At 54.5% G+C, this 26,015-nt stretch carries 24 protein-coding genes and 1 pseudogene; 14 read left to right on the forward strand and 11 right to left on the reverse strand.

Annotated elements, in window-relative coordinates; all coding sequences use genetic code 11:
- Positions 1-11: 11 nt before the first annotated feature.
- A complete protein-coding gene (locus ACQ0PY_RS04990; RefSeq protein WP_109739881.1) occupies positions 12-1,664 on the reverse strand; it encodes a DUF3300 domain-containing protein in 1,653 nt (550 codons plus the stop codon).
- Positions 1,665-2,062: 398 nt separating this feature from the next.
- On the opposite strand from ACQ0PY_RS04990, the gene acnB reads away from it, so the two are divergent.
- The 7 genes from acnB to ACQ0PY_RS05025 all read left to right on the forward strand — a co-directional run bounded on the left by acnB (position 2,063) and on the right by ACQ0PY_RS05025 (position 9,626).
- Positions 2,063-4,660, forward strand: coding sequence for a bifunctional aconitate hydratase 2/2-methylisocitrate dehydratase (gene acnB / locus ACQ0PY_RS04995; protein ID WP_042997908.1), 2,598 nt, complete (start codon positions 2,063-2,065; stop codon positions 4,658-4,660).
- Between the two features lie 174 nt (positions 4,661-4,834).
- A complete protein-coding gene (yacL, locus tag ACQ0PY_RS05000; protein WP_042997907.1) occupies positions 4,835-5,197 on the forward strand; it encodes a protein YacL in 363 nt (120 codons plus the stop codon).
- A gap of 180 nt (positions 5,198-5,377) precedes the next feature.
- On the forward strand, positions 5,378-6,331 hold the full coding sequence (locus tag ACQ0PY_RS05005; protein WP_042997906.1) for a 2-keto-3-deoxygluconate permease 1: 954 nt from the start codon (positions 5,378-5,380) through the stop codon (positions 6,329-6,331).
- Positions 6,328-7,599, forward strand: coding sequence for a D-threonate kinase (gene dtnK / locus ACQ0PY_RS05010; RefSeq protein ID WP_042997905.1), 1,272 nt, complete (start codon positions 6,328-6,330; stop codon positions 7,597-7,599). The genes ACQ0PY_RS05005 and dtnK overlap by 4 nt, the downstream gene beginning before the upstream one ends.
- Positions 7,589-8,572 carry a D-threonate 4-phosphate dehydrogenase gene (locus tag ACQ0PY_RS05015; RefSeq protein ID WP_080721861.1) on the forward strand — a complete coding sequence of 328 codons (984 nt, stop codon included), beginning with the start codon at positions 7,589-7,591 and terminating at the stop codon, positions 8,570-8,572. The genes dtnK and ACQ0PY_RS05015 overlap by 11 nt, the downstream gene beginning before the upstream one ends.
- Positions 8,573-8,581: 9 nt before the next feature.
- Entirely contained in the window at positions 8,582-9,349 is a 768-nt protein-coding gene (locus ACQ0PY_RS05020; protein ID WP_042997903.1) for a DeoR/GlpR family DNA-binding transcription regulator, read from the forward strand.
- A 31-nt stretch (positions 9,350-9,380) separates the two neighbouring features.
- On the forward strand, positions 9,381-9,626 hold the full coding sequence (locus tag ACQ0PY_RS05025) for a YmjA family protein (protein ID WP_042997902.1): 246 nt from the start codon (positions 9,381-9,383) through the stop codon (positions 9,624-9,626).
- A gap of 46 nt (positions 9,627-9,672) precedes the next feature.
- Here the strand turns inward: ACQ0PY_RS05025 and speD are convergent, their stop codons facing one another.
- The 3 genes from speD to ACQ0PY_RS05040 form a co-directional block, all read right to left on the reverse strand.
- Positions 9,673-10,467, reverse strand: a complete 795-nt coding sequence (gene speD / locus ACQ0PY_RS05030; RefSeq protein ID WP_042997901.1) for an adenosylmethionine decarboxylase — start codon at positions 10,465-10,467, stop codon at positions 9,673-9,675.
- A gap of 15 nt (positions 10,468-10,482) precedes the next feature.
- On the reverse strand, positions 10,483-11,349 hold the full coding sequence (gene speE, locus ACQ0PY_RS05035) for a polyamine aminopropyltransferase (protein ID WP_042997900.1): 867 nt from the start codon (positions 11,347-11,349) through the stop codon (positions 10,483-10,485).
- A 104-nt stretch (positions 11,350-11,453) separates the two neighbouring features.
- Complete coding sequence (locus tag ACQ0PY_RS05040) at positions 11,454-11,801, reverse strand: YacC family pilotin-like protein (RefSeq protein WP_000846617.1); 348 nt, start codon at positions 11,799-11,801, stop codon at positions 11,454-11,456.
- Between the two features lie 165 nt (positions 11,802-11,966).
- On the opposite strand from ACQ0PY_RS05040, the pseudogene cueO reads away from it, so the two are divergent.
- A pseudogene (gene cueO, locus ACQ0PY_RS05045) lies at positions 11,967-13,528 on the forward strand (multicopper oxidase CueO).
- 159 nt (positions 13,529-13,687) lie between these two features.
- Positions 13,688-14,209 (forward strand): hypothetical protein, encoded by a 522-nt coding sequence (locus ACQ0PY_RS05050; protein WP_042997898.1) that lies wholly within the window; start codon positions 13,688-13,690, stop codon positions 14,207-14,209.
- A gap of 107 nt (positions 14,210-14,316) precedes the next feature.
- Here ACQ0PY_RS05050 and ACQ0PY_RS05055 read toward each other — a convergent pair whose 3' ends face one another.
- A complete protein-coding gene (locus tag ACQ0PY_RS05055) occupies positions 14,317-16,707 on the reverse strand; it encodes a glucose/quinate/shikimate family membrane-bound PQQ-dependent dehydrogenase (RefSeq protein WP_044326906.1) in 2,391 nt (796 codons plus the stop codon).
- 205 nt (positions 16,708-16,912) lie between these two features.
- Between ACQ0PY_RS05055 and hpt the strand changes: the two genes are divergently transcribed.
- Entirely contained in the window at positions 16,913-17,449 is a 537-nt protein-coding gene (gene hpt, locus ACQ0PY_RS05060) for a hypoxanthine phosphoribosyltransferase (RefSeq protein WP_042997896.1), read from the forward strand.
- 65 nt (positions 17,450-17,514) lie between these two features.
- Here the strand turns inward: hpt and can are convergent, their stop codons facing one another.
- The gene (can, locus tag ACQ0PY_RS05065) at positions 17,515-18,177 is read right to left on the reverse strand and encodes a carbonate dehydratase (protein WP_042997895.1); all 663 of its coding nucleotides are present in this window, start codon (positions 18,175-18,177) and stop codon (positions 17,515-17,517) included.
- A gap of 108 nt (positions 18,178-18,285) precedes the next feature.
- Between can and ACQ0PY_RS05070 the strand changes: the two genes are divergently transcribed.
- From ACQ0PY_RS05070 to ACQ0PY_RS05085, 4 genes are all read left to right on the forward strand, one after another.
- Complete coding sequence (locus ACQ0PY_RS05070; protein ID WP_042997894.1) at positions 18,286-19,212, forward strand: ABC transporter ATP-binding protein; 927 nt, start codon at positions 18,286-18,288, stop codon at positions 19,210-19,212.
- Positions 19,209-19,979, forward strand: coding sequence for an ABC transporter permease (locus ACQ0PY_RS05075; protein WP_042997893.1), 771 nt, complete (start codon positions 19,209-19,211; stop codon positions 19,977-19,979). The genes ACQ0PY_RS05070 and ACQ0PY_RS05075 overlap by 4 nt, the downstream gene beginning before the upstream one ends.
- Positions 19,980-20,085: 106 nt before the next feature.
- Positions 20,086-20,526, forward strand: a complete 441-nt coding sequence (locus tag ACQ0PY_RS05080) for a PTS sugar transporter subunit IIA (RefSeq protein ID WP_044255413.1) — start codon at positions 20,086-20,088, stop codon at positions 20,524-20,526.
- A gap of 64 nt (positions 20,527-20,590) precedes the next feature.
- The gene (locus ACQ0PY_RS05085; protein ID WP_162300699.1) at positions 20,591-21,817 is read left to right on the forward strand and encodes a polysaccharide deacetylase family protein; all 1,227 of its coding nucleotides are present in this window, start codon (positions 20,591-20,593) and stop codon (positions 21,815-21,817) included.
- Positions 21,818-21,822: 5 nt separating this feature from the next.
- Here ACQ0PY_RS05085 and panD read toward each other — a convergent pair whose 3' ends face one another.
- From panD to pcnB, 5 genes are all read right to left on the reverse strand, one after another.
- Positions 21,823-22,203 carry an aspartate 1-decarboxylase gene (panD, locus tag ACQ0PY_RS05090; protein WP_042323756.1) on the reverse strand — a complete coding sequence of 127 codons (381 nt, stop codon included), beginning with the start codon at positions 22,201-22,203 and terminating at the stop codon, positions 21,823-21,825.
- Between the two features lie 93 nt (positions 22,204-22,296).
- Positions 22,297-23,151 (reverse strand): pantoate--beta-alanine ligase, encoded by an 855-nt coding sequence (gene panC / locus ACQ0PY_RS05095; RefSeq protein WP_042997891.1) that lies wholly within the window; start codon positions 23,149-23,151, stop codon positions 22,297-22,299.
- Between the two features lie 11 nt (positions 23,152-23,162).
- On the reverse strand, positions 23,163-23,954 hold the full coding sequence (gene panB / locus ACQ0PY_RS05100; RefSeq protein ID WP_042997890.1) for a 3-methyl-2-oxobutanoate hydroxymethyltransferase: 792 nt from the start codon (positions 23,952-23,954) through the stop codon (positions 23,163-23,165).
- Between the two features lie 119 nt (positions 23,955-24,073).
- Positions 24,074-24,553 (reverse strand): 2-amino-4-hydroxy-6-hydroxymethyldihydropteridine diphosphokinase, encoded by a 480-nt coding sequence (gene folK, locus ACQ0PY_RS05105; RefSeq protein ID WP_042997889.1) that lies wholly within the window; start codon positions 24,551-24,553, stop codon positions 24,074-24,076.
- Positions 24,550-25,947: a polynucleotide adenylyltransferase PcnB gene (gene pcnB, locus ACQ0PY_RS05110; protein WP_205685287.1), complete on the reverse strand. Its 1,398-nt coding sequence runs from the start codon at positions 25,945-25,947 to the stop codon at positions 24,550-24,552. Before pcnB ends, folK begins: the two co-directional genes overlap by 4 nt.
- Between the last annotated feature and the right edge of the window lie 68 nt (positions 25,948-26,015).

Genomic DNA, 26,015 nt, shown 5'->3' on the forward strand with positions numbered 1-26,015 from the left:
ATCGGCTCCCGTTAACGACGGCGAAATTCATGGTGTTCAGATGCGCGTTCGCGCATGTGGGCTCGTTGCTCATTACTGATGTTACTCAGACGGCGGCTTTCCTGACCGCGCTGCTGCTGCGATTGCCAGTTCGGCGAACGGCTGTCGTTACCGCTAAATACATTCGCATGGTTTTGCTGAAACGCCTGACGCTGCTGTGGCGAGGAGGATTCGACGCGCTGACGTACCGTCTCCCGCTGCGGTTGTGAAATCGGGCGTTGCTGCGCTTTGGCCCTGAGATCGTCACGATGCAGTTGTTGCGCTGTCGTAGTCGATTGTTTCAAGGTCTGTTGCGCGTTCTGACGACGCGCGCTGTTGCTGTTGTCGTCATAGCCGCGATAATTATTGCGTTGGGCAACCTGATTCAACTGTTGAGCGGCCGCTTTGCGCTGGGCATCACGCGTTGTGGCTGTCGGTTGCTGAGCCAGCGCTTTAGACGCATCCGGATGACGCTGTTGCAGTTGTGCCATCGCTGCCTGACGCTGGCTGTCGCGGGATGCCGTCGCAGCAGGCTGCTGTGTAGCGCTGAGACCGCCGCTGACGTCGGTCGGGTGGAAACGCGGGGCGGTCGTGCCATTCTGATACGGTACGCCGCCGCGCCAGGCCGGGTTGTGCTGCCAGGTCATGTTCTGTGTTTTCAGATTCTGTCCGGAGATGCGGTTGAAGTTATCGACGTTGATATTGATGTTATCGCCATTGTGTTGATAACCGTGACCGTCGTGATGATCGTCATCATGATGGTGATCGTCATCGTGGTGATGATCGTCGTCATCCCAGTCGATATTGCTGAACAGCGCATAGGTGGTGGCGACGCCCAGGCTGTAGCCGAACCCTTTAACAAAACTGCCAGCGAACTGCTCGCCTGGCGTAGGCGGGAGATACACCGGCGGGTATGCGGTGTTGGGCCAGGTGCCATAAACCGTAGCGGGATTATAGCTGGGGACGTACACCACCTGCGGATCTGCAGGTTCAATTTTAATTACCGTGGAGGCTGGGGCGGCGGAAACGGCGCTGGATTTTGTTGCGGAGGAGGTGGTTGAGGGGGCTGCCGCGACGCTCTTTTTCGGCGTGCTGGTCACCGTCTGCTGCGGCGTAGATTTCAGCGAGCCGGTCTGCTGGGCCAGTAAGCGCAGGCGTTGCACGGAGTCCATCACATCCTGCGGTTGCGCCAGAAATGCATCACCGAGGTTTTGCACCCACTCCGTGTTTTCCCCCATCAGCGTCATAAGTTGCGGAAAGGCGACCAGTGACTTCACGCTGGGATCCCACGGCTGGTTTGCGACAGCCTGAATGGCGGTATCGCCTTGCAGTGTCGGATTATCGCGCGACCATTGTGCTGCCTGGACGACGTTAGCCGGATAGGTCGAGGCCATCAGAACTTGCGAAAGCAGCGGGTCCGGATAGAGGGCGATCGGCGCGACCCATTGATCGATTTGCGCCGTGGTAAAGCTCACTTTCGCAACGGGAGTCGCTTCGGCTGGCGCGAGCGGTTGCGCAGCGATGGGGGGCGTGGGCAGCGTAGGGGCTTCCGGTGTGCGGCTTTTGACATACAGCACGCCTGAAGCAGCGAGTAGTCCGGCGCTACAGAACAACGCAAGCACGTGGGGTTTAAAGGGCAACGTCATATTCTTACTCCCGATTTCCTGGAAATCGCAATGGTCGAAGTGCTGCCACCCGCAGGTGCAGTGTTGCGTGAGTATAAAGAGACGATAGTTTAATTTTTGACTAATCTTGGGATCGGTACAGTAGAGTGATTATAAGAATGCGAAATAGTGTGACGATTCGTAACAGCGATAAATTTCCCGCTTCTGAAATCGAAAAGGGCATTAGACCATCCTTAACGATTCAGCCACTTTTTTATGTTGCTTTTTTGTAAACAGATTAACACCTCACTAAAATCCTGTTATTCTGCCCATTGCGGTACCGGGCATTTACCCTACAAACTGCTGTCTCACAGGAGCGTGAAGAGAATCGCCCATCGATAAAGCGCCGCACTATGACAATGAGAGCGAGGAGAACCGTCGTGCTAGAAGAATACCGTAAGCACGTAGCAGAACGTGCCGCCGAGGGGATTGTGCCCAAACCCTTAGATGCAACCCAAATGGCCGCGCTCGTCGAGCTGCTGAAAGCACCGCCTGCGGGCGAAGAAGAATTCCTGTTAGACCTGTTGATCAACCGTGTTCCCCCGGGCGTCGATGAAGCCGCCTATGTCAAAGCCAGTTTCCTCGCTGCCGTCGCGAAAGGCGAAACGACTTCCCCACTGATTACGCCTGAAAAAGCGATTGAACTGCTCGGCACCATGCAGGGTGGTTACAACATTCATCCGCTGATTGACGCTCTGGACGATGCAAAACTGGCGCCGATTGCCGCCAAAGCGCTCTCCCATACGCTGCTGATGTTCGATAACTTCTATGACGTAGAAGAAAAAGCCAAAGCAGGGAACGAATATGCGAAGCAGGTGATGCAGTCCTGGGCGGAGGCCGAATGGTTCCTGAGCCGTCCGCCGCTGGCTGAAAAAATGACTGTCACCGTTTTCAAAGTCACCGGTGAAACCAATACCGATGACCTGTCTCCGGCACCTGATGCGTGGTCTCGTCCGGATATCCCGCTGCACGCGTTAGCGATGCTGAAAAACGCCCGTGAAGGCATTGAGCCGGATCAGCCGGGTGTCGTTGGCCCAATCAAACAGATCGAAGCCCTGGCGAGTAAAGGTTACCCGCTGGCTTACGTCGGTGACGTCGTCGGGACCGGTTCTTCACGTAAATCCGCCACCAACTCCGTGCTGTGGTTCATGGGCGACGACATTCCGCACGTGCCGAACAAGCGCGGCGGCGGTCTGTGCCTCGGCGGTAAAATCGCCCCTATCTTCTTCAACACCATGGAAGATGCAGGCGCACTGCCGATCGAAGTGGATGTGTCAAACCTGAACATGGGTGATGTGATTGACGTTTACCCGTTCAAAGGTGAAGTACGTAACCATGAAACCGGCGAACTGCTGGCAAGCTTTGAACTGAAAACTGACGTGCTGATTGATGAAGTGCGTGCCGGTGGCCGTATCCCGCTGATCATCGGTCGCGGTCTGACCACCAAAGCGCGTGAAGCGCTGGGTCTGCCGCACTCAGACGTTTTCCGTCAGGCGAAAGATGTGGCGGAAAGCAGCCGTGGTTACTCGCTGGCGCAGAAAATGGTGGGTCGTGCGTGCGGCGTAGCCGGTATCCGTCCGGGTGCGTACTGCGAGCCGAAGATGACCTCCGTAGGTTCTCAGGATACCACTGGCCCGATGACCCGTGACGAACTGAAGGACCTGGCGTGCCTGGGCTTCTCTGCGGACCTAGTGATGCAGTCTTTCTGTCACACCGCCGCCTATCCGAAGCCGGTTGACGTCACCACGCACCACACGCTGCCTGACTTTATTATGAATCGCGGCGGTGTTTCGCTGCGTCCGGGTGATGGCGTGATCCACTCCTGGCTGAACCGTATGCTGTTGCCGGATACCGTCGGTACGGGTGGTGACTCCCATACCCGTTTCCCGATTGGTATCTCCTTCCCGGCGGGCTCGGGCCTGGTGGCGTTTGCTGCGGCGACCGGCGTGATGCCGCTGGATATGCCGGAATCGGTGCTGGTGCGCTTCAAAGGCAAAATGCAGCCGGGTATTACCCTGCGCGATCTGGTACACGCCATTCCGCTGTATGCGATCAAACAGGGTCTGCTGACCGTTGAGAAAAAAGGCAAGAAGAACATCTTCTCTGGTCGTATTCTCGAAATCGAAGGTCTGCCGGATCTGAAAGTCGAGCAGGCGTTTGAGCTGACCGATGCATCCGCCGAGCGTTCTGCGGCAGGTTGCACCATCAAGCTGAACAAAGAGCCGATCGTGGAATACCTGACCTCCAACATCGTTCTGCTGAAGTGGATGATCGCAGAAGGCTACGGCGACCGTCGTACGCTGGAACGTCGTATTCAGGGGATGGAAAAATGGCTGGCCGATCCGCAACTGCTGGAAGCCGATGCTGACGCAGAGTACGCGGCGGTGATCGACATCGATCTGGCGGATATCAAAGAGCCTATCCTTTGTGCACCGAACGATCCGGACGATGCGCGTCTGCTCTCTGATGTTCAGGGCGATAAAATCGACGAAGTGTTCATTGGTTCCTGCATGACCAACATTGGTCACTTCCGTGCGGCCGGCAAGCTGCTGGATGCGCACAAAGGCCAGTTGCCGACGCGTCTGTGGGTGGCGCCGCCAACCCGTATGGATGCGGCACAGCTGACCGAAGAGGGCTACTACAGCGTCTTTGGTAAGAGCGGTGCGCGTATTGAAATCCCGGGCTGTTCACTGTGCATGGGTAACCAGGCGCGTGTCGCAGACGGCGCGACGGTGGTATCGACTTCTACGCGTAACTTCCCGAACCGTTTAGGTACCGGTGCGAACGTCTACCTGGCGTCTGCGGAGCTGGCGGCGGTTGCGGCACTGATCGGTAAATTGCCGACGCCGGAAGAGTACCAGACCTATGTGGCGCAGGTGGATAAAACGGCAGTCGACACCTATCGTTATCTGAACTTTGACCAGCTCTCTCAATACACTGAGAAAGCGGACGGTGTGATTTTCCAGACTGCCGTGTAATGCGCTAACGCCTTTCGCGTAAAAACGCATCAATGCCCGGTGAAGCGTGCTTCTCCGGGCATTTTTATTTCCATTCCTTATACGCGATCCGCTTTTTTTCTGCGTCCAGGCTGCGATAATTAAGACAAGGCGCAATGCGGTAATGGCGCATTGCCGGGAGCAGAGGACTACATTATGGATTACGAATTTCTGCGCGATGTTACCGGTCGGGTTTTGGTGCGCATGTCCATGGGTCACGAAGTGGTCGGGCACTGGTTTAATGAAGAAGTGAAAGAAAACCTGGCCCTGCTGGACGAAGTGGAACAGGCGGCTCACGCGGTGAAAGGCAGCGAACGTTCCTGGCAACGGGCGGGGCATGAATATACGCTCTGGATGGACGGCGAAGAGGTGATGATCCGCGCCAATCAGCTGGAGTTTACCGGCGACGAAATGGAAGAAGGGATGAATTACTACGATGAAGAAAGCCTGTCGCTGTGCGGCGTCGAGGATTTCCTGCAGGTGGTAAACGCCTATCGGGAATTTCTGCGTCAATCCTGAATAATTTCAATCATCAGTGGAGCCGGGCGTCTGCGTCCGGTTTTTTTTTACCGAAAAATGATTGTTTGATTTTTATTAATCATTTTAAAACTGTGATCTGGCCCATTTGTGATCTAAAATTGATTAAATATAATCGTTGTGATTTTATTTAATCACAACACAACAACAGGCGGGAAGACCATGAACATCAAGAAGGCAATAGAACGCGTACCCGGCGGCATGATGGTCGTGCCATTGGTTATCGGTGCCATTATCAATACCTTTGCCCCGCAGGCGCTGGAGATCGGCGGATTTACTACCGCGCTGTTTAAAAACGGCGCCGCGCCGCTAATCGGTGCATTCCTGTTGTGCATGGGCGCAGGGATCAGCGTGAAGGCGGCACCTCAGGCTTTATTGCAGGGCGGTACGATTACCCTGACCAAACTGCTGATCGCCATTGCGCTCGGTCTTGGCGTTGAGCACCTGTTCGGGACTGAAGGGATCTTTGGCTTAAGCGGACTGGCGATTATTGCTGCCATGAGTAACTCGAATGGGGGGCTGTACGCGGCATTAGTCGGCGAGTTCGGTAACGAGCGTGACGTCGGCGCAATCTCTATTCTGTCTCTTAATGACGGTCCATTCTTTACCATGATCGCGCTGGGTGCTGCGGGAATGGCCAACATTCCGATCATGGCACTGGTGGCGGTCCTGGTCCCGCTGGTGGTTGGCATGATCCTCGGTAACCTCGATCACAACATGCGTGACTTCCTGACCAAAGGCGGACCGCTGTTGATCCCGTTCTTCGCCTTTGCGCTGGGGGCTGGCATCAACCTCGAAATGCTATTGCAGGGCGGTCTGGCGGGCATCCTGCTGGGGGTGTTAACCACGTTCGTCGGCGGCTTCTTTAACATCCGCGCAGACCGTCTGGTGGGCGGTACCGGGATTGCCGGAGCGGCGGCCTCCAGTACCGCCGGTAATGCCGTTGCAACGCCGCTGGCGATAGCCCAGGCTGACCCTTCGCTGGCGGAAGTCGCTGCTGCTGCCGCGCCATTGATTGCCGCCTCCGTGATCACCACCGCGATCCTGACGCCGATCCTGACCTCGTGGGTTGCCAAAAAACAGGCTCGTCAGGTTACTCAGGAGAATAAAGCATGAAAATGATCGTCATTGCCGATGATTTTACGGGCTCTAACGATACCGGCGTGCAACTGGCGAAAAAAGGCGCACGCACAGAGGTAATGCTCACCCCGACGCAGAAGCCTTCCCGTCGTGCTGATGTGCTGGTGATCAACACAGAGAGCCGGGCAATCCCGTCGGCGCAAGCCGCGCAGGCGGTACAACAAGCGTTAGCCCCCTGGTGTGAAGGGGAAACCGCGCCGCTGGTGTATAAAAAAATTGATTCTACGTTTCGTGGCAACGTCGGCGCCGAGGTGACGGCGGCGATGCGCGCCGCTAACCGGACGCTGGCCGTGATTGCGGCGGCGATCCCCGCCGCAGGGCGCACAACACGTGATGGACTGTGCCTGGTCAACGGAACGCCATTACTGGAGACCGAATTTGCCAGCGATCCCAAAACGCCGATTATCTCTTCGCGCATTGCGGAACTGGTCTCGTTGCAAAGTGACATTCCGGTGCATGAAGTGTCGCTCGACGATGTCCGTCGCGGACGACTGAGCGCGCTGTTAGCCGCTTTCGCTGCTGAAGGCGAGTGCATGGTGGTGGTGGATGCCGTTGAGGACCGTGATTTGTCGCTGATTGCGCATGCTATCTGTGAGCAGGAGACGCTGCCGTTACTGGTCGGCGCGGCTGGTCTCGCCAATGCCCTGCCGGTCCGCCTGTTTATGCAGGAAAAGCAAGCGTTGCCGGTGCTGGTCGTCGCGGGTTCGATGAGTGAAGCCACGCGACGTCAGGTAGACAAGGCGCTGTGTCAGGACCGGGCAAAGGTTGTCGAGATCGATGCCTCACGACTGGCCTCTGCCGGCTTCGAACAGGAAATCGCGTCGGTGGTGGAGCAGGCCTGCGCGTTACTGAGCCGTCACCACCATACGATTTTACGTACCAGTCGTAGTGCGGACGACCGACAGATGATCGACACGCTGTGTGCCAGCGTCGGGATGAGCCGTCAGGCGCTTGGCGAACGGTTAAGCCAGCGTCTTGGAATCATCACGTTACGCATTATTGAGCAGGCGCGTATTGGCGGCCTGTTCCTGACCGGAGGGGATATTGCGACCGCCGTTGCCAGTGCGCTGGGGGCGGAAGGCTATCGCATTCAGAGCGAGGTAGCGCCGTGCATTCCGTGCGGAACGTTCGTGAACAGCGAGATTGACGATCTGCCGGTGATCACCAAAGCAGGAGGATTCGGCTCCGACAGTACCCTTTGTGATGCGCTTTATTTTATTGAGGAGATGTACAGTGGTAACTAAAACCGTCGCGATTACGATGGGCGATCCTGCGGGGATCGGCCCGGAAATTATTGTTAAAGCGCTCAGTGAAGATGAACTTAACGGCGCGCCGCTGGTGGTAGTGGGATGCCTGCAAACCCTGAAGCGGTTACAGGCCAACGGTCTGGCGGAGGGCGTGACGTTTCGCGCCATTACGCAGGTGGCGGACGCCCGCTTCGCGCCTGGTGTGATTCATGTGATTGATGAACCGCTGGTGGACCCGGACGCGCTGGAGCCGGGTAAAGTGCAGGCTCAGGCAGGCGATCTGGCTTATCGCTGCGTAAAACGGGCAACGGAACTGGCGATGAAAGGTGATGTTCATGCTATCGCCACTGCGCCGTTGAACAAAGAAGCCCTGCATCTTGGCGGGCACCATTTCCCCGGACACACCGAGCTGCTGGCGACGCTGACGGAAAGTCGCGACTACGCGATGGTGCTTTATACCGATAAGCTGAAAGTCATCCACGTTTCCACCCATATCGCCCTGCGTAAGTTCCTCGATACCCTGAACGGTCAGCGCGTGGAGACTGTTATTAGTATCGCCGATACCTTCCTGAAGCGTGTGGGTTATGCGCAGCCGCGTATAGCCGTGGCGGGGGTGAATCCACATGCTGGTGAGAACGGGCTGTTTGGCGATGAGGAGATTCGCATCGTCGGTCCGGCGATTGAGAACATGAAGGCAAAGGGGATGGATGTTTACGGCCCATGCCCGCCGGACACTGTATTTTTGCAGGCGTATGAAGGTCACTATGACATGGTGGTGGCGATGTACCACGATCAGGGCCATATCCCGCTGAAGCTGCTGGGGTTCTATGACGGCGTCAACATCACTGCCGGTTTGCCGTTTATTCGCACCTCTGCCGATCACGGGACGGCATTTGATATCGCCTGGACGGGAAAAGCAAAATCTGAGAGCATGGCCGTATCGATTAAACTGGCAATGCAACTGGCATAATTTCCTGTTATGAAAGGACAACACCGTCTGGATCAGATTGTGGCGTATTTGAAAAATCATACGCTGGTGACCGTGGAACAACTGGTGGATGCCGTTGAGGCCTCTCCGGCAACGATCCGCCGCGATCTGATCAAACTGGATGAACAGGGGGTGATCAGTCGCAGCCACGGCGGTGTGGCGTTACGGCGTTTTGAAGCAGTGCAACCGACCACCAACGAGAAGCAACTGCGATCGCCCGCCGAAAAACGGGCGATTGCGCGTTATGCGGCCTCGATGGTGCATGCGGGCGATGCCGTGGTGCTTGATGCCGGAACCACGATGCTGGAGCTGGCAAAATGTTTAACCCATCTTCCCCTCAGAGTCATTACCGTTGATCTGCACATCGCCCTGTTTTTATCCGAGTTTCGCCAGATAGAGGTGACTATTGTCGGTGGGCGAATTGATGACAGCAGCCAGTCATGCATCGGCGAGTTTGGCCGCAAAATGCTGCGCAGCGTCTATCCTGATATCGCGTTTATGAGCTGTAATACCTGGAGTATGGAAAAGGGCGTGACCACGCCGACTGAGGACAAAGCGGGACTGAAGCAGGAAATTATCGCCAATGCGCAACGAAAAGTGCTACTGGCCGACAGCAGCAAATACGGCGCGCATTCGCTATTTAATGTGGCTTCTCTCAGTCGCTTTACCGACGTCATTACCGATGTTAATTTACCGCAAGCCGTACAGGCCGAACTGAAAGCGCAATCCGTCGCCCTGACGCTGGTACAGCCTGAGTAATTAACGTTGGGATAACCCCAGGAGATGAGTGATGGGTAATGAAATACCACTGAAATATTATGACATTGTGGATGAGTATTCGACGGAATCCGCAGAACCGGTTAACGCGTCGGAGCGTGATCCTCTTGCTCGCTATTTCCAGCTACTGATTGCTCGCTTAACAAATAACGAAGAGATCAGCGAAGAAGCGCAGCAGGAGATGGCGGTCGACGCTGGCATTGACGCGCAACGCATCGATGATATCGCAGAATTCCTGAATCGATGGGGAAATGAATAGTCTCGGATTCGGCTCAGGCACTCCGCAGAGTGCCTGAGCATTTTTCTTACACGCTCGGGATATTGCGCCCGTAGTAAATCTCTCGCATCTCTTTCCACAGCGCAGCGGTAATCTCTTTACGCTCTGCTTCCGTTAAATCTTCTGGTCTGGTGTGGAACATGTAGTGCTTAAGGTCGAACTCTTTAAGCAGCATTTTGGTATGGAAGATATTTTCCTGATACACGTTCACATCCACCATGTCATACAACGACTTCATATCCTCGGACATAAAGTTCTGAATGGAGTTAATCTCATGATCGATAAAGTGCTTCATCCCGTTGATATCACGGGTAAAGCCACGCACGCGATAATCGATGGTCACGATGTCGGATTCAAGCTGGTGGATCAAGTAATTCAGCGCCTTCAAGGGAGAAATCACACCGCAGGTTGAAACCTCAATATCGGCGCGGAAGGTGCATAATCCGCCTTCCGGGTGGCTTTCCGGATAGGTATGCACGCAAATATGGCTCTTATCAAGATGGGCGACCACCGTTTCCGGCAGCGGGCCGGGATGCTCGGTTTTATCAATCAACTGCGGATCGACAGGTTCTTCACTCACCAGAATGGTGACGCTGGCACCCTGAGGTTCGTAATCCTGACGGGCAATATTCAGGATATTGGCGCCGATGATAGAGCAGGTTTCTGACAGAATTTCGGTCAGACGGTTGGCGTTGTAGAGTTCGTCGATATAGGCGATGTATCCGTCGCGCTCTTCGGCGGTTTTGGCATAGCAGATATCGTAAATACAAAAACTCAGACTTTTAGTCAGGTTGTTAAAGCCATGCAGTTTCAGTTTTTTCAATTTCTTATCTTCTCCTTAGGACGATGCTGTCGCCAGCGCGTCTTGCAGATACTGGGGTAAGGCAAACGCTGCCGTGTGGATTGCCGGGTTGTAATAGCGACACTTAAGGCCGGAGGTGTGAAAACGCGCCTGGATGATTTCAGTCGACAGGTGGCGCAACGCTTTGTTATCGGTCGCCCACGCAAAAGTCATTATGCCGCCGTAGTAGGTGGGGATCGCCGCCTGGTAGAAGCCAACGTCGGCGAAGTAATGGCTGAGCTTACGGTGGCTGTCGAGGGCTTCATCCTGTTGCAGGAAGCAGACGCCGTTCTGCGCGACAAAGATCCCGCCCGGATTCAGGCAGCGTTTACAACCTTCGTAGAATGCCGAGGTGAACAGACTCTCACCGGGACCGATCGGATCGGTGCAGTCGGAGATGATCACATCAAACGTGTTCTGCGTCTGGTTGACGTAATTCACGCCGTCGTCGATCACCAGCGTAAAGCGCGGATCGTCATAGCTACCGGCGTTGTGGTTGGGCAGATACTGGCGGCAGAACGAGACAACGCCAGCATCGATTTCCACCATCGTGATGGTTTCAACGTTTTTGTGCCGGGTGACTTCGCGCAGCATCGCACCGTCGCCACCGCCGATAATCAGTACGTGTTTCGCGTGACCGTGAGCCATCAACGGAACGTGCGTCATCATCTCATGATAGATAAATTCATCGCGCTCGGTGGTCTGCACCACGCCGTCCAGCGCCATTACGCGACCAAAGGCGGCGTTTTCGAAGATGATGAGATCCTGATGCGCGGTCTTCTCGTGATAAAGAACGTTATCGACGGCAAAGTACTGCCCAAACTGGTCGTGTAGCGTTTCATGCCACTGTGGTTTTTCGGCCATAGGGTGATGCCTCCTTTGTTAACACCCGTAAAAAAAGGGCGCAACATCATAGCTAACAATGACCGTTGATGCACGGTCATTATTTCAGCAACAGGGACGGGAGGTTATTTAACGTAAGCCAGCAGGCTCAGGGAGTCGCGCGCCAGCGCTTTGCATTTTTTGGCGACAGGGATACCGATACCGCTGAGATCGCGATAGCTGTCTTCGCCGAGGGATTTCATATCGAAGGTGTCGTAATTGCTGAGGTCCCACTGGTTTTGCTGAGCAAAGAAGACCAGTGCGCGACGAATCTGCCCGTTGGGTAAATTCTGGTAGCCGCAGTCATTTTTCAGAAAGACAAAAACGGCCGTCAAATCGGCCATATCTTCGGCTTCAGATTCACTGAGCGCATAGCTGTTTGCGCATACGGCCATCAGGCTGCCGAACAACACGGTTCTGAAAAACGTCTTCATTGCTTCTACCACTGCATTACGGAAAGTCAACGTTAGCATACTGGAGGCGAAGCGACGACTTTTATTATCTATTAAGTGATATCCCTGGCTTGACCTTGCCGTAAGGGGAGGGTCTATGCTCAGAGATTAGCGTTATTTCGCCTGCAGCAAAATAAGGAAATAATTATGCAACGTCGTGATTTCTTAAAATATTCTGTGGCTCTGGGGCTGTCGTCAGCTTTACCGTTCTGGAGCCGCACCGTTTTTGCCGCCCAACGCCCCACGTTGCCCATTCCCGAGCTTCTCACCGCCGACGCACGTAACCAGATCTCGCTGATGGTGAAAGCGGGTCAGTCGACCTTTGCCGGAAAAACGGCAACCACCTGGGGCTATAACGGTAATCTGCTCGGGCCTGCGCTGAAGTTGCAAAAAGGCAAAGCGGTGACGGTGGATATCCACAACCAGCTTCAGGAAGAGACCACACTGCACTGGCATGGGTTGGAGGTGCCGGGCGCGAGGTGGATGGCGGGCCGCAGGGGATTATCCCGGCGGGCGGAAAACGTACCATCACGTTTACGCCGGATCAGCGAGCGGCGACCTGCTGGTTTCATCCCCATCAGCATGGGAAAACCGGGCATCAGGTGGCGATGGGCTTAGCGGGTCTGGTTCTGATTGAGGATGAAGAAATTCATAAGCTGCTGCTCCCGAAGCAGTGGGGAATCGACGATATTCCGGTCATCGTGCAGGACAAACGGTTTAACGCGGCCGGGCAGATTGATTATCAGCTTGATGTGATGACGGCTGCTGTAGGCTGGTTTGGCGATACGCTACTGACCAATGGCGCCATTTATCCTCAACATGCTGCGCCGCGCGGCTGGTTACGTCTGCGGTTGCTTAACGGTTGTAACGCCCGTTCACTCAATTTTGCCGCCAGCGATAAGCGTCCGCTGTACGTCATTGCCAGCGACGGCGGGCTGCTGGCGGAACCGGTAAAAGTAAACGAACTGCCCATGCTGATGGGCGAGCGTTTTGAAGTACTGGTGGACGTCAGTGACGGTAAACCGTTTGATTTGGTTACCTTGCCGGTCAGCCAGATGGGGATGGCGATTGCGCCGTTTGATAAGCCGCATCCGGTCATGCGTATTCAGCCGGTTGCCGTGAATGCCTCCGGTACGCTGCCGGACACCCTAAGTACCATGCCTGCGCTACCTGCGGTTGACGGCCTGACGGTGCGTAATCTGCAACTGTCGATGGATCCGATGCTCGACATGATGGGAATGCAGATGCTGATGAAAAAGTATGGCGATCAGGCGATGGCGGGCATGCATCACGGGCAGATGCAGGGGCATATGGGCAACATGCAGCATGGCGACATGGGCCATATGAACCACGGCGGTCAGTTTGATTTCCATAACGCGAATAAGATAAACGGCGTGGCGTTCGATATGAACAAGCCGATGTTCGCGGCCAGCAAAGGTCAATATGAACGCTGGGTCATCTCCGGGGTGGGCGATATGATGCTGCATCCGTTCCATATCCACGGTACGCAGTTCCGCATCCTGTCGGAGAACGGCCAGACGCCTGCGGCCCATCGTGCGGGCTGGAAAGATACCGTTCGGGTGGAAGGCAGCGTCAGCGAGGTGTTAGTGAAATTTGATCACGTCGCGCCCAAAGAGCATGCCTATATGGCGCACTGTCATCTGCTGGAACATGAAGATACCGGCATGATGTTAGGCTTTACGGTATAAGCGACGGATGGCGATGTCGGTTTTCCCGGAATCGCCATCCATCAGTAATAAGAATAATACCACTCTCATCCTTAATTTCTGAAAATAGATTAAGGCCGTATTTTTATTCCTCTTTCGGGATATACTCGCGGAATCTGACCATCAAACCTGAGGTGAAAAATGGATATTTTCCGTAAAATTGTGGCGGCTTCTTTTGCTATGTTAGTGGCGATTTCTGCTCATGCCGGAATGGACATGGAGCGTAAACACTTTCCCGAGCTGAAGTTAAGCATCGAAATTCCGCAAACGCTAACGCCTATGTCGGCGGAAATGGCGAAAATTAAATACCCGTCTGAGAATCGTCCACAGATCATTTATGGCGACGAGAGAGGTAAAGCCTCACTGGGCGTGACGGCGGGTCGCAACGCACTGCCTGCGGCGCAGCTGGATATGATGAAAGATGCGATGTTGAAAATGTTAGCTAACTACAAACCAGAGGCAGAAGCCGTTACGGTTGATGGGCATAAGGCATGGTTAGTGACTTTCCGCTCTCAGGCTGCGGATAGCGAAATTCTGAATCTGATGCTGATTACCAGTCAGGATAATAAAGCTGTGCAGGTTGCCTTTAATATGACGAAGGATTTAGTTGACCAGTATCAGGATGTCGCAAAAGCGTCATTAATGTCGCTTAAGTTTGACTAATCATTATCGCTAAATATCGATAAGCGCCCGCAAGTATTGTGGGCGTTTTGCGTTAAAAAAAGACAGCGTGGGATTTCCACGCTGTCTCTGCTCAGAACAAAATGGTTTTATTTCGCGTCGTCAGGCAAGGCGTAAGCGACAATATAATCGCCCATCTTCGTACCAAACGAGCCGTGGCCTCCGGCTGAAATTACGACATACTGTTTACCTTTCACCTCATAGGTCATCGGTGTGGCTTGTCCACCGGCTGGCAGACGCCCCTGCCACAGTTTCTCACCGTTGCTCATGTTATAGGCGCGCAGGTAGTTATCCGCCGTGGCGGCAATAAACAACACGTTGCCCGCCGTTGAGATAGGACCGCCCAGCATTGGCATCCCCATATTGAACGGTACTGGAACCGGCATCGGGAACGGCATGCTGTCCTGCGGCGTGCCAATGCGTTTTTTCCAGACTACCTCATTGGTCTTCAGATCCAGCGCGGAGATATAACCCCAGGCCGGTTGCTTACATGGCAGACCAAACGGCGACAGGAATGGGTTCAGCGTGACGCCAAACGGCACGCCATATTGCGGCTGGATACCGGATTCGGTGCCTGTGCCTTTTGCATCTTTCGGCTGTTCCATCGGATTACCCGGACCGCGTGGGATCAGCTTCGAGACGAACGGCAGCGCCATCGGGTTGGCAATCGCCACCTGACGGTTCGGATCGACCGAGATACCACCCCATTCGAACATCCCGAGGTTACCCGGGAACACCAGCGTGCCCTGCTCAGACGGCGGAGTAAAGATGCCCTCATAGCGCATCTGGTGGAACATCACGCGGCACACCAGTTGATCGAACATGGTGGCGCCCCACATATCCGCTCCGGTCAGATCTTTTTTCGGGCGGAAACTCAGTTCAGAGAACGGCTGCGTTTTGCTGACGTAATCGCCTTTCGCGGCACCCTGCGGAACCGGTTTTTCCGGTGCCGGAACGACCAGTTCACCGTTACGGCGGTCGAGGACAAAGATGTTACCGGTTTTCGCTGGCGCGTAGATAACAGGGACTTTCTCACCGTTGACGGTGATATCCGCCAGCGTCGGCTGGGACGGCATGTCCATATCCCACAGATCGTGGTGGACGGTCTGATAGCTCCAGGCAAGTTTACCGGTGGTCGCGTTCAGCGCCACAATCGAGCTGGCGTAGCGTTCCTGCTCTGGCGTACGGTTACCCCCCCAGATATCCGGCGTAGTCACCCCCATCGGCAGATAGACCAGATCCAGCTTCGCGTCGTAGGCCGCCGGAGCCCAGGAGTTCGGCGAGTTAAAGGTAAAAGAGTGCTCATCGGAAGGGATTGCATTCGGGTCTTTCGCACCCGGATCGAACGCCCACAGCAGTTTACCGTTATTGACGTCAAAACCACGGATCACGCCCGAGGTTTCGCGGGTGGAGAAGTTATCCGTTACTGAACCAGCAATCACAATCGTTTTATCGGTGATGATTGGCGGCGATGTTGGCTCATACAGACCCGGCGTGGTGTCCGGCATGTTGGTCTGCAGATTCAGAATACCTTTGTTGGCAAAGGTTTCACACAGCTTGCCGGTTTCGGCATTCACCGCAAACAGACGACCGTCGTTGACGGGCAGGATGATACGGCGCGGACAGTCGGCAACCACTTCCGGGGAAGCGTTATCGGCTTTCGCTTCATGGTACGACACGCCACGGCAGGTCACGTGCTGGAAGCTGGTGTTGGTATTGAGTTGCGGATCGAAATGCCACTTCTCTTTACCGGTAGCGGCATCCAGCGCGAACAGACGCTGATGGGCGGTACAAAGATACAGCGTATCGCCAACCTTAATCGGCGTCACTTCATTGGTGATTTCACCCGGATCGTTCGGCTGCTTCAGGTCACCGGTGCGAAACACCCACGCTTCTTTCAGATTGTGGACGTTATCGGCGTTGATCTGTTTGAGCGGCGAGAAACGCTGGCCTTCCTGATTACGACCATACGCGGGCCAGTCGTTGTCCGAAATGGCGGAGATAGGTTCGGCTGGTGTGGCGTCGGCGCTCAGCGTGCCGTTGATCTCCTGCGGATCATGAAAGCCCGCCCAGGTGAGGATCCCGCCGCTGATCAGCAGGGCCACCACCAGAGCAGCTACGGCACCGCGGGAAGGGACGATCAGGCGATGCCAGACGAACGGTAAAATCAGCCAGATGCCGAAGAAGACCAGAATATCGCTGCGCGGCGTCAGCGCCCAAAAGTCGAACCCGACCTCCCACACGCCCCAAATCAGGGTGGCGAGGAGCAGGGCGGCGTACAGCCAGAGTGCGGAACGTTTGCTGCGCCAGAGCAATACGGCAACGCCCAGCATCACCAGTCCCGCAATCGGGTAGTACCAGGAGCCGCCAATGGCGACCAGCCAGCCTCCGCCGATCAAAAGATAAAGCCCGCATAGCGCTGCAAAGAGGGCCGTTAGCGTCACGAGTAACCGTGGCGAACGTGCGTTGTTATCTGCCATAAAAATACACCATCTCAATTTGTTAATTTTTTAGTAGCAATTAATTATAGGATTTAACATGTGTGATCGTCATCACAAAATGAGCTTTATTAAGAGATGCCGCGAATAAATACTTTTACTGGTATACTGCGTGCCTTGCGCTTAGATGCTGACTTATCAAGAGCTGGCATTGAGTGATTTGTTTTTAAATCATATGGTTAGAGATATGAAACATACTGTAGAAGTCATGATCCCCGAAGCGGAGATCAAAGCGCGTATCGCTGAACTGGGTCGTCAGATTACTGAGCGTTATAAAGACAGCGGCAGTGATATGGTGCTGGTGGGTCTGCTACGTGGCTCATTCATGTTTATGGCGGACCTGTGCCGTGAAGTGCAGGTATCTCATGAAGTCGATTTTATGACCGCCTCCAGCTACGGTAGCGGCATGTCCACCACCCGTGACGTCAAGATCCTCAAAGATCTCGATGAAGACATTCGCGGCAAGGACGTGCTGATTGTGGAAGACATTATCGACTCCGGTAACACGCTGTCGAAAGTGCGTGAAATCCTGAGCCTGCGTGAACCGAAATCTCTGGCGATTTGCACCCTGCTGGATAAACCCTCCCGCCGTGAAGTGAACGTTCCGGTCGAGTTCATCGGGTTCTCCATTCCGGATGAGTTCGTGGTGGGCTACGGTATTGATTATGCGCAGCGCTATCGTCATCTGCCGTATGTCGGCAAAGTGGTGTTGCTGGACGAATAAGCGTAAAAAAGCCGGGAAAATCCCGGCTTTGACTGGATACATCCCTGGTGTATGACCGGGGATTTTTATTTGTGATTAACGTGCTTCTGGCTGAGGTTAGACACGCCCTGACGATAACGCTGCTCCAGGGTGGCGCGACTGGTCGCGGTCACTTCCAGATCGCGCAGCAGGCCGTCGTGAATACCGTATGCCCAGCCGTGGATGGTCACTTTTTGACCCCGTTTCCAGGCTGACTGCATGATGGTGGAGTGGCCCAGGTTATACACCTGTTCCATCACGTTCAGCTCGCACAGCGTGTCCATACGGCGCTCTTGCGGCATTTCACCCAGCAATGAGCTATGTTTGAACCAGATATCACGGATATGCAGCAGCCAGTTGTCGATGAGGCCCAGTTCCGGGTTATCGACCGCAGCCTGTACGCCGCCACACCCGTAGTGACCACAGATAATAATGTGTTCAACTTCGAGGACATCAACGGCATACTGAACAACAGAGAGGCAGTTGAGGTCGGTGTGGATGACCAGGTTGGCCACATTACGGTGGACAAATAATTCGCCCGGTTCAAGACCGGTTAAACGTTCTGCGGGAACGCGACTGTCGGAACATCCAATCCATAGAAAGCGCGGTTTTTGCGCTTGCGCCAGTTTCTCAAAAAATCCGGAATCCTCTTCCACCAGCATTTTTGACCATAGTGCATTGTTGCTGATGAGTGTATCTATGTCTTTCATGGAGGTTAACGACCTGTAACCAAATAAGTGCGTTGGGCTAATATAGGGCAACTCCGGGATTATTTAAACCACATATAAAGTGTAAGTACGTAAGGTAAGTAAAAATTTATGACCATTGCACTGGAACTTCAACAACTTAAAAAAACCTATCCTGGCGGTGTTCAGGCACTGCGCGGGATAGATTTACAGGTCGAAGCGGGAGATTTTTACGCGCTTCTGGGGCCGAACGGGGCAGGCAAGTCGACCACTATCGGTATCATCAGCTCGCTGGTGAATAAATCGTCCGGGCGCGTCAGCGTCTTTGGTTACGATCTCGAAAAAGATGTCGTCAACGCCAAACGTCAACTCGGGCTGGTGCCACAGGAATTTAACTTCAACCCGTTTGAGACCGTACAGCAGATTGTGGTCAATCAGGCGGGCTACTACGGCGTGGAGCGAAAAGAGGCGGTTGAGCGCAGCGAAAAGTATTTAAAACAGCTCGATCTGTGGGAAAAACGCAACGAACGTGCGCGGATGTTATCCGGCGGGATGAAGCGCCGTCTGATGATCGCCCGCGCGCTGATGCACGAACCGAAGCTACTGATTCTCGATGAACCGACAGCGGGTGTCGATATTGAACTTCGCCGCTCAATGTGGGGGTTTTTGAAGGATTTAAACGATAAAGGCACCACGATCATTCTGACCACTCACTATCTGGAAGAGGCAGAAATGCTCTGCCGCAACATCGGGATTATTCAGCACGGCGAGCTGGTCGAAAACACCTCGATGAAGAACCTGCTCTCTAAGCTCAAGTCCGAAACCTTCATTCTCGATCTGGCAGCGAAAAGTCCGTTGCCGCAGCTGGAGGGCTATCACTATCGGCTGGTGGATACCTCAACGCTGGAAGTGGAAGTATTGCGTGAGCAGGGAATTAACAGCGTGTTCAGCCAGCTCAGCGCGCAGGGCATTCAGGTATTGAGTATGCGTAACAAAGCGAACCGCCTTGAAGAGCTGTTTGTGTCACTGGTTCATGAAAAACAAGGAGATCGCGCATGATGCAGCTTTACTGGGTCGCGCTGAAAAGCATCTGGGCGAAAGAAATTAACCGCTTTATGCGGATCTGGATCCAGACGCTCGTGCCGCCCGTCATCACCATGACGCTCTATTTTATTATCTTCGGTAACCTGATTGGTTCCCGCATTGGCGAGATGCACGGTTTCAGCTATATGCAGTTTATCGTGCCGGGTCTAATCATGATGGCGGTCATCACCAACGCGTATGCGAACGTGGCGTCGTCATTCTTTAGCGCCAAATTCCAGCGCAACATTGAAGAGCTGCTGGTTGCGCCGGTACCGACACACGTGATTATCGCCGGTTTTGTCGGCGGCGGAGTGGCGCGCGGACTGTGCGTTGGGGTGCTGGTGACGGCGATTTCCCTGTTCTTTGTTCCGTTCCAGGTGCATTCGTGGCTGTTTGTGGCGCTGACGCTGGTTCTGACGGCGATTCTGTTTTCGCTGGCGGGGCTGTTGAACGCCGTATTTGCGAAAACCTTTGATGACATCAGCCTGATCCCGACGTTTGTCCTGACGCCGCTGACCTATCTCGGTGGGGTGTTTTACTCCCTGACGCTGCTGCCGCCGTTCTGGCAGGGGTTATCGCAACTGAACCCGATCGTCTATATGATTAGCGGCTTCCGCTACGGCTTCCTCGGCATTCACGATGTGCCGTTAGTGACTACGTTTGGCGTGCTGGTGGTCTTTATTGTGGTGTTTTATCTGCTGTGCTGGTCTTTAATCCAGCGCGGTCGCGGGTTGCGTAGCTGACCGTTTTCACCCTCTCCTCCCGGTGAGGAGAGGGTGATTGTTGACCATTGTCATCATTCTCCATTTGTCACTCTGATAAACTACTTGCCTGCTAATGAGGTGAGAAATGCTAGGCTGGGTCATAACCTGTCATGACGATAAGGCTGAGGAACTGCTGAGCCTTCTGGAAAAAAAACACGGCCCACTGGCGCAATGCCGGGCGGTGAATTTTTGGCGTGGATTGAGCGCGAACATGCTGAGTCGGATGATGTGCGACGCATTGCATGCTACGGATTCCGGTGATGGCGTCATCTTTCTGACCGACCAGCCCGGTGCGGCGCCGTATCGCGTGGCTTCACTGCTGAGCCATAAACATCCGCAGTGTGAAGTCATTTCCGGCATTTCTGTAACGTTGCTGGAGCAAATGCTCCCAACACGAGAATCCATGAGTAGTCAGGCGTTTCGCGACCAGATAGTTGCTCTTGGTGGGCCAGAGGTGACCAGTCTTTGGCATCAGCAACAGAAAAATCCTCCCTTTGTTCTACTGCACGATTTGTATGAGTATTGATCATTCTTATTAATGAGGTGAATTGATACAATCGCTGCGTTGTTTCTTGCCCCGGTTATGGTTAATGATGAAATATCTGTTTCTGCTGCTGCTGTCCCTCTCTACAGTCGTCAGTGCGGCGTTGCCTGCTCGCTATATGCAAACCACTGAAGATGCGGCTATTTGGGCGCAAATAGGCGATGACATGGTGACCGTGGGAAATATTCGCGCCGGACAGATTATTTCTGTCATTCCGGTCGCGGCGGATTATTACGAATTCAAATTCGGCTTCGGTACCGGGTTTATTGACAAAGGCCATCTGGAACCGGTGCAGGGTAAACAACGCGTTGAGGACAGCCTCGGCGATCTTAATAAACAGCTCAGCAATCAGAATCTGATCACCTGGCAAGCCACTCCCGTTTATAACGCACCGAATATTGGTAGTGCGCCGTTTGGCGTACTGGCGGATAACCTGCGTTATCCCATCATCAGTAAACTGAAAGACCGGCTGAATCAAACCTGGTATCAGATTCGCATTGGCGACCGGCTGGCCTGGATAAGTGCCCTCGATGCCCAGGAAGACCGTGGATTGCCGGTGCTGACCTATCACCATATTCTGCGCGATGAAGAGAACACCCGTTTTCGTCATACCTCCACCACCACGTCAGTTCGCGCCTTCAGCAACCAGATGACCTGGCTGCGCGATCGCGGATACCGTACGCTGACGATGGCGCAACTGGAAGGCTATGTGCGTAACAATATGAATCTGCCCGCGCGAGCGGTGGTGATTACCTTTGATGACGGCCTGAAGTCAGTGAGTCGTTATGCTTATCCGGTGCTGAAGCAGTATGGGATGAAGGCCACGGCGTTTATTATCTCGTCGCGAATTAAAGTTCGCCCACAAAAATGGGACCCCAAATCGCTGCAGTTCATGAGCATTTCAGAGCTTAATGGTATCCGCGACGTGTTTGACTTTCAGTCCCATACGCACTTTTTACATCGGGTCGACGGCTATCACCGGCCAATCCTGCTCAGCCGCAGCCATCACAATATTCTGTTTGATTTTGCACGCTCCCGGCGTGCGCTGGCCCCGTTTAATCCCCATGTCCTTTATCTTTCGTATCCGTTTGGCGGTTATAACGCGACGGCCGTAAAAGCCGCGGAAGAGGCTGGATTTCACCTGGCGGTGACTACGATGAAAGGGAAGGTGAAGCCGGGGGATAATCCGTTTTTACTGAAACGCCTGTATATCTTAAGAACGGATTCGCTGGAGACGATGTCGCGGCTGATTAGCAATCAGCCGCAGGGGTAGTTCGCTTACGCAACCTGAACCGGAATAGCTTTTGCGGTGCGTTTCATTTCATTATCGCCTTCGAAGTAAGCGACCTTTGGCTGCCAGCGGCGCGCTTCTTCGTCTGACATGGTCACGAAGCTGGCGATGATCACAATGTCGCCCACGCTGGCACAGTGTGCCGCTGCGCCGTTGACGGAGATGATTCTGGAACCGCGCTCGGCGGCAATCGCATAAGTGGAAAAGCGTTTACCGTTGCTCACGTTCCAGATATCGATGGCTTCATTTTCCAGAATCCCGGCGGCATCCAGAAAATCCTGATCGATGGCGCAGGAACCTTCATAGTGCAGGTCCGCCTGAGTTACTTTCACGCGGTGGAGTTTGCCCTGCAGCATAGTGCGAATCATAACGTCTACCTTAAACTCGTATCGATAACGAAGCAGGTCGAAACCTGCTTTGAGAAATTTCTCAGGCAGTATTGCCCGATTTTTAACCCCTGTCTACTGGGTTAATGCAACCGTCTGATTGTCAATTAACCGTGCCTGGCCAAGCCATGCGGCAACCAGAATCACCGCACGCTGGCTGCTTTCGGTTAGCTCAAGCAGCGTGTCAGCATCGCGGATCTGAATGTCATCGGGGCGGAAGCCTTTTTCCGTCAGCTCCTGTTCAGCGATGGCAATAATCTCTTCCAGTTCACGCTCGCCGGCCTGCAGCTTCTCCGCGATGCGGCCCATCACTTTGTACAAACCTGGGGCGATTTTGCGTTGTTCGGCCGTCAGATAACCGTTACGCGAACTCAGGGCTAAACCGTCTTTGGCGCGAATAATCGGCACGCCGACGATCTCGATGTCGTAGCCCATGTCGGCAACCATTTTGCGGATCAGCGCCAGTTGCTGGAAGTCTTTCTCGCCAAAGCAGGCGACGTCCGGTTGTACCAGATTGAACAACTTGCTGACGATGGTTGAAACCCCACGGAAATGGCCCGGGCGGCTGGCGCCTTCCAGCATCGTCGAAAGGCCGGGGACATCCACGTAGGTCTGCCCGTCGGTGCCCTGAGGATAGATTTGGTCCGGTGCGGGAGCAAAGACGAAATCCACCTTACGCTTGTTCAGTTTTTCGCAGTCTTCCTGCAGCGTGCGGGGGTAGCGCACCAGATCGTCCGGACGGTCAAACTGCATTGGGTTGACGAAAATACTCACCACCACGATGTCCGCACGAGCTTTGGCTTCATCCACCAGCTTCATGTGACCATCATGCAGGTTGCCCATCGTCGGCACCAGCGCAATGCGCTTCCCTTCCTGACGGGCTCTGCGGATATGCTGGCGCAGCAGCGGCAGGGTTTCAATAATCAGCACAACAAGACTCCTTAATGGAAACTGTGTTCTTCGCCCGGATAGACGCCGGACTCAACCTCGGCAATATACTGCCGTACCGCGGCGCGCATGTCGCCTGCTTGCGTAAGGAAATTTTTGGCAAATTTCGGAATATGGCCGCCGGTGATGCCAAAGGCGTCGTGCATGACTAAAATTTGTCCGTCGGTCACGTTGCCGGCACCGATACCGATAACCGGAATGGAGAGTGCCTCCGTCACGCGTTTGGCCAGTTCAACCGGAACGCATTCCAGAACGATGAGCTGCGCGCCTGCGGCTTCCAGCGCCAGGGCATCGTCCAGCAAAACCTGTCCGGCATCGCCACGGCCCTGAATTTTATAGCCGCCGAAAATATTGACCGACTGTGGCGTCAGGCCCAGGTGTCCGCAGACGGGGACCGCGCGCTCGGTGAGCATTTTCACGGTCTCCACCAGCCAGGCGCCACCTTCAATCTTGACCATGTTCGCGCCCGCGCGCATGACGGTGGCCGAATTTTCAAAGGCCTGTTCCGGCGTCGCGTAAGCCATAAACGGCAGATCGGCGAGCAGCAGGCAATTCGGCGCGCCGCGACGCACCGCCTGCGTATGGTAAGCGATATCCTCAACCGTCACCGGCAGGGTGGAGTCATGCCCCTGTACTGTCATCCCCAGGGAATCCCCGACCAGCATCACATTGATCCCTTCGTCGGCAAACAGTCTGGCGAAACTGTAGTCATAAGCAGTAATGGTGGCGAAGCGTTTTTTCTCTTGTTTGCACTTCTGCAACAGCGAGAGGGTGGTCGGTTTCATAACATTTCCTGATGGTGAACGTCATATTTACCGGCATTCTAACAGTCACATTCAGGGGGGCAATTGTTTTAAGCAACTGTTTGCACGAAAGCAATAAACAGGAAATGAGGTGAGGGCCATTACCAGTGTGCGGGTTTTTCTGCACCAAGATGAGTGAGTCTCTGTTGCAGTGAGGTACCGTCAGGGAAGTGCAGGTCAGGGGCGATTTCGAACAGCGGCCAGAGCATAAAACCGCGATTTTTCATATCGTAATGCGGCACGGTCAGGCGTTCGCTGTTGATGACGCGATCGCCAAACAGCATGATATCCAGGTCTAACGTGCGCGGTCCCCAGCGTTCGGCCTTGCGTACCCGGCCCTGCTGGAGTTCGATGCGCTGGGTGTGGTCGAGCAGGGCTTCTGGTTCGAGCGTTGTTTCCAGCGCCACGGCGGCGTTCAGGTAATCGGGCTGATCCTGCGGGCCCAGCGGCGGGGTTCGATAAAAAGAAGAGATGGCGACAATCTGGCTTTCGGGGATCTCGCCTATCGCGTTGACGGCAGCATTGACCTGCTCCAGAGGAGAGGCCAGATTACTGCCCAGTGCGATATAAACGAGGGTCATGCCGTTCCTTCACGACGCGGCGCACGCTTGCGCGGACGACGGTGACGACGGCGCGGCGATGGATCTTCATCCAGCTCGTTCAGCATGCCTTTCTGCTCGGGTGGCGCAGAAACCTGGAATTCTCCCCACCATTGCGCCAGACGCTGCAGTTCGGCGTTGTTTTCCACTTCAGCACGCAGAGCGAGTAAATCATATGCGGCGCGGAATTTCGGATGCTCCATCAGCTTCCATGCGCGTTTACCCTGACGACGGGACATGCGCAGCTGTAGCTGCCAGATATCGCGGGTCAGCGACGTGAGGCGTTTCGGGATTGCCAACGAACGGCAGGCTTCATCGAGCACTTCATTCATTGCCAGCGCAAACGCGTCATAGTAGGCCAGACCGCTTTCCTGGGCGATTTTCTGCGCCATTTCCAGCAGCGGATACCAGAACATCGCGGCAAACAGGAAGGCCGGGTTAACGCGCATATCGTTATGAATGCGGTTATCGGTATTTTTCAGTACCTGCGCGATGATACGTTCCATTGCGCTGTCGCCATTCTCGGTGAAATAGCGCGTAATGGTCGGGAACAATGGCTGGAACAGGCTGTATTCGCGCAGCTTTTTATAAGTTTCATAGCCGTAGCCCGCCTGTAGCAGCTTCAGCGCCTCTTCAAACAGACGCGCAGGCGGGATATCGTTGAGCAGCGTGGCCAGGCGCGGGATCGGCTCTGCCGTTTCCGGGCTGATCTTCATATCGAGCTTGGCTGCGAAACGCACGGCGCGCAGCATCCGCACCGGGTCTTCGCGATAGCGGGTTTCCGGATTGCCGATCAGGCGAATCACGCCATCTTCCAGATCCTGCATGCCGCCGACATAGTCGCGAACGGTGAAATCGGCGACGCTGTAATAAAGGCTGTTAATGGTGAAGTCACGGCGCTGGGCGTCTTCTTCGATGGAACCGAAAATGTTGTCGCGCAGCAGCATGCCGTTTTGTCCGCGCTGGGACGTGGTGCGGTCGCTTTCGCTGCCTTCGTGGTGACCTCGAAAGGTGGCGACTTCAATAATCTCAGGGCCAAACATGACGTGCGCCAGACGGAAACGGCGGCCAACAAGACGGCAATTGCGGAACAGCTTGCGCACCTGGTCCGGCGTCGCATTGGTTGTGACGTCAAAATCTTTCGGTTTTTTGCCGAGCAGAAGGTCGCGGACGCCACCGCCAACCAGCCAGGCTTCATATCCCGCTTTATTCAACCTGTACATTACCTTCAGGGCATTTTCACTGATATCTTTGCGTGAAATAGCGTGCTGCTCGCGCGGGATGACCGTCATACGCGGACGGGCGACGGCAATTTCGGCCTCGCTCTCCTCGCGGCTTAGCACCTTGCGGCAAAAATTAGCGACTCGGGTAAAAATAGTGCACCTCGGTAGTGTCAAACAATATTCAGAATTCAGTTCAAATCGTTGGCTGTGTAAAAATAGCG

Source organism: Citrobacter sp. LST-B2, assembly GCF_057983045.1.

Bases quoted from the DNA above. Each gene is read 5' to 3' on its own strand.
- ACQ0PY_RS04990 (WP_109739881.1), bottom strand. From the start codon at position 1,664: ATGACGTTGCCCTTTAAACCCCACGTGCTTGCGTTGTTCTGTAGCGCC.
- yacL (WP_042997907.1), top strand. From the start codon at position 4,835: ATGGATTACGAATTTCTGCGCGATGTTACCGGTCGGGTTTTGGTGCGC.
- ACQ0PY_RS05005 (WP_042997906.1), top strand. From the start codon at position 5,378: ATGAACATCAAGAAGGCAATAGAACGCGTACCCGGCGGCATGATGGTC.
- dtnK (WP_042997905.1), top strand. From the start codon at position 6,328: ATGAAAATGATCGTCATTGCCGATGATTTTACGGGCTCTAACGATACC.
- ACQ0PY_RS05020 (WP_042997903.1), top strand. From the start codon at position 8,582: ATGAAAGGACAACACCGTCTGGATCAGATTGTGGCGTATTTGAAAAAT.
- ACQ0PY_RS05025 (WP_042997902.1), top strand. From the start codon at position 9,381: ATGGGTAATGAAATACCACTGAAATATTATGACATTGTGGATGAGTAT.
- speE (WP_042997900.1), bottom strand. From the start codon at position 11,349: ATGGCCGAAAAACCACAGTGGCATGAAACGCTACACGACCAGTTTGGG.
- ACQ0PY_RS05040 (WP_000846617.1), bottom strand. From the start codon at position 11,801: ATGAAGACGTTTTTCAGAACCGTGTTGTTCGGCAGCCTGATGGCCGTA.
- ACQ0PY_RS05050 (WP_042997898.1), top strand. From the start codon at position 13,688: ATGGATATTTTCCGTAAAATTGTGGCGGCTTCTTTTGCTATGTTAGTG.
- ACQ0PY_RS05055 (WP_044326906.1), bottom strand. From the start codon at position 16,707: ATGGCAGATAACAACGCACGTTCGCCACGGTTACTCGTGACGCTAACG.
- hpt (WP_042997896.1), top strand. From the start codon at position 16,913: ATGAAACATACTGTAGAAGTCATGATCCCCGAAGCGGAGATCAAAGCG.
- can (WP_042997895.1), bottom strand. From the start codon at position 18,177: ATGAAAGACATAGATACACTCATCAGCAACAATGCACTATGGTCAAAA.
- ACQ0PY_RS05070 (WP_042997894.1), top strand. From the start codon at position 18,286: ATGACCATTGCACTGGAACTTCAACAACTTAAAAAAACCTATCCTGGC.
- ACQ0PY_RS05075 (WP_042997893.1), top strand. From the start codon at position 19,209: ATGATGCAGCTTTACTGGGTCGCGCTGAAAAGCATCTGGGCGAAAGAA.
- ACQ0PY_RS05080 (WP_044255413.1), top strand. From the start codon at position 20,086: ATGCTAGGCTGGGTCATAACCTGTCATGACGATAAGGCTGAGGAACTG.
- ACQ0PY_RS05085 (WP_162300699.1), top strand. From the start codon at position 20,591: ATGATGAAATATCTGTTTCTGCTGCTGCTGTCCCTCTCTACAGTCGTC.
- panD (WP_042323756.1), bottom strand. From the start codon at position 22,203: ATGATTCGCACTATGCTGCAGGGCAAACTCCACCGCGTGAAAGTAACT.
- panB (WP_042997890.1), bottom strand. From the start codon at position 23,954: ATGAAACCGACCACCCTCTCGCTGTTGCAGAAGTGCAAACAAGAGAAA.
- folK (WP_042997889.1), bottom strand. From the start codon at position 24,553: ATGACCCTCGTTTATATCGCACTGGGCAGTAATCTGGCCTCTCCTCTG.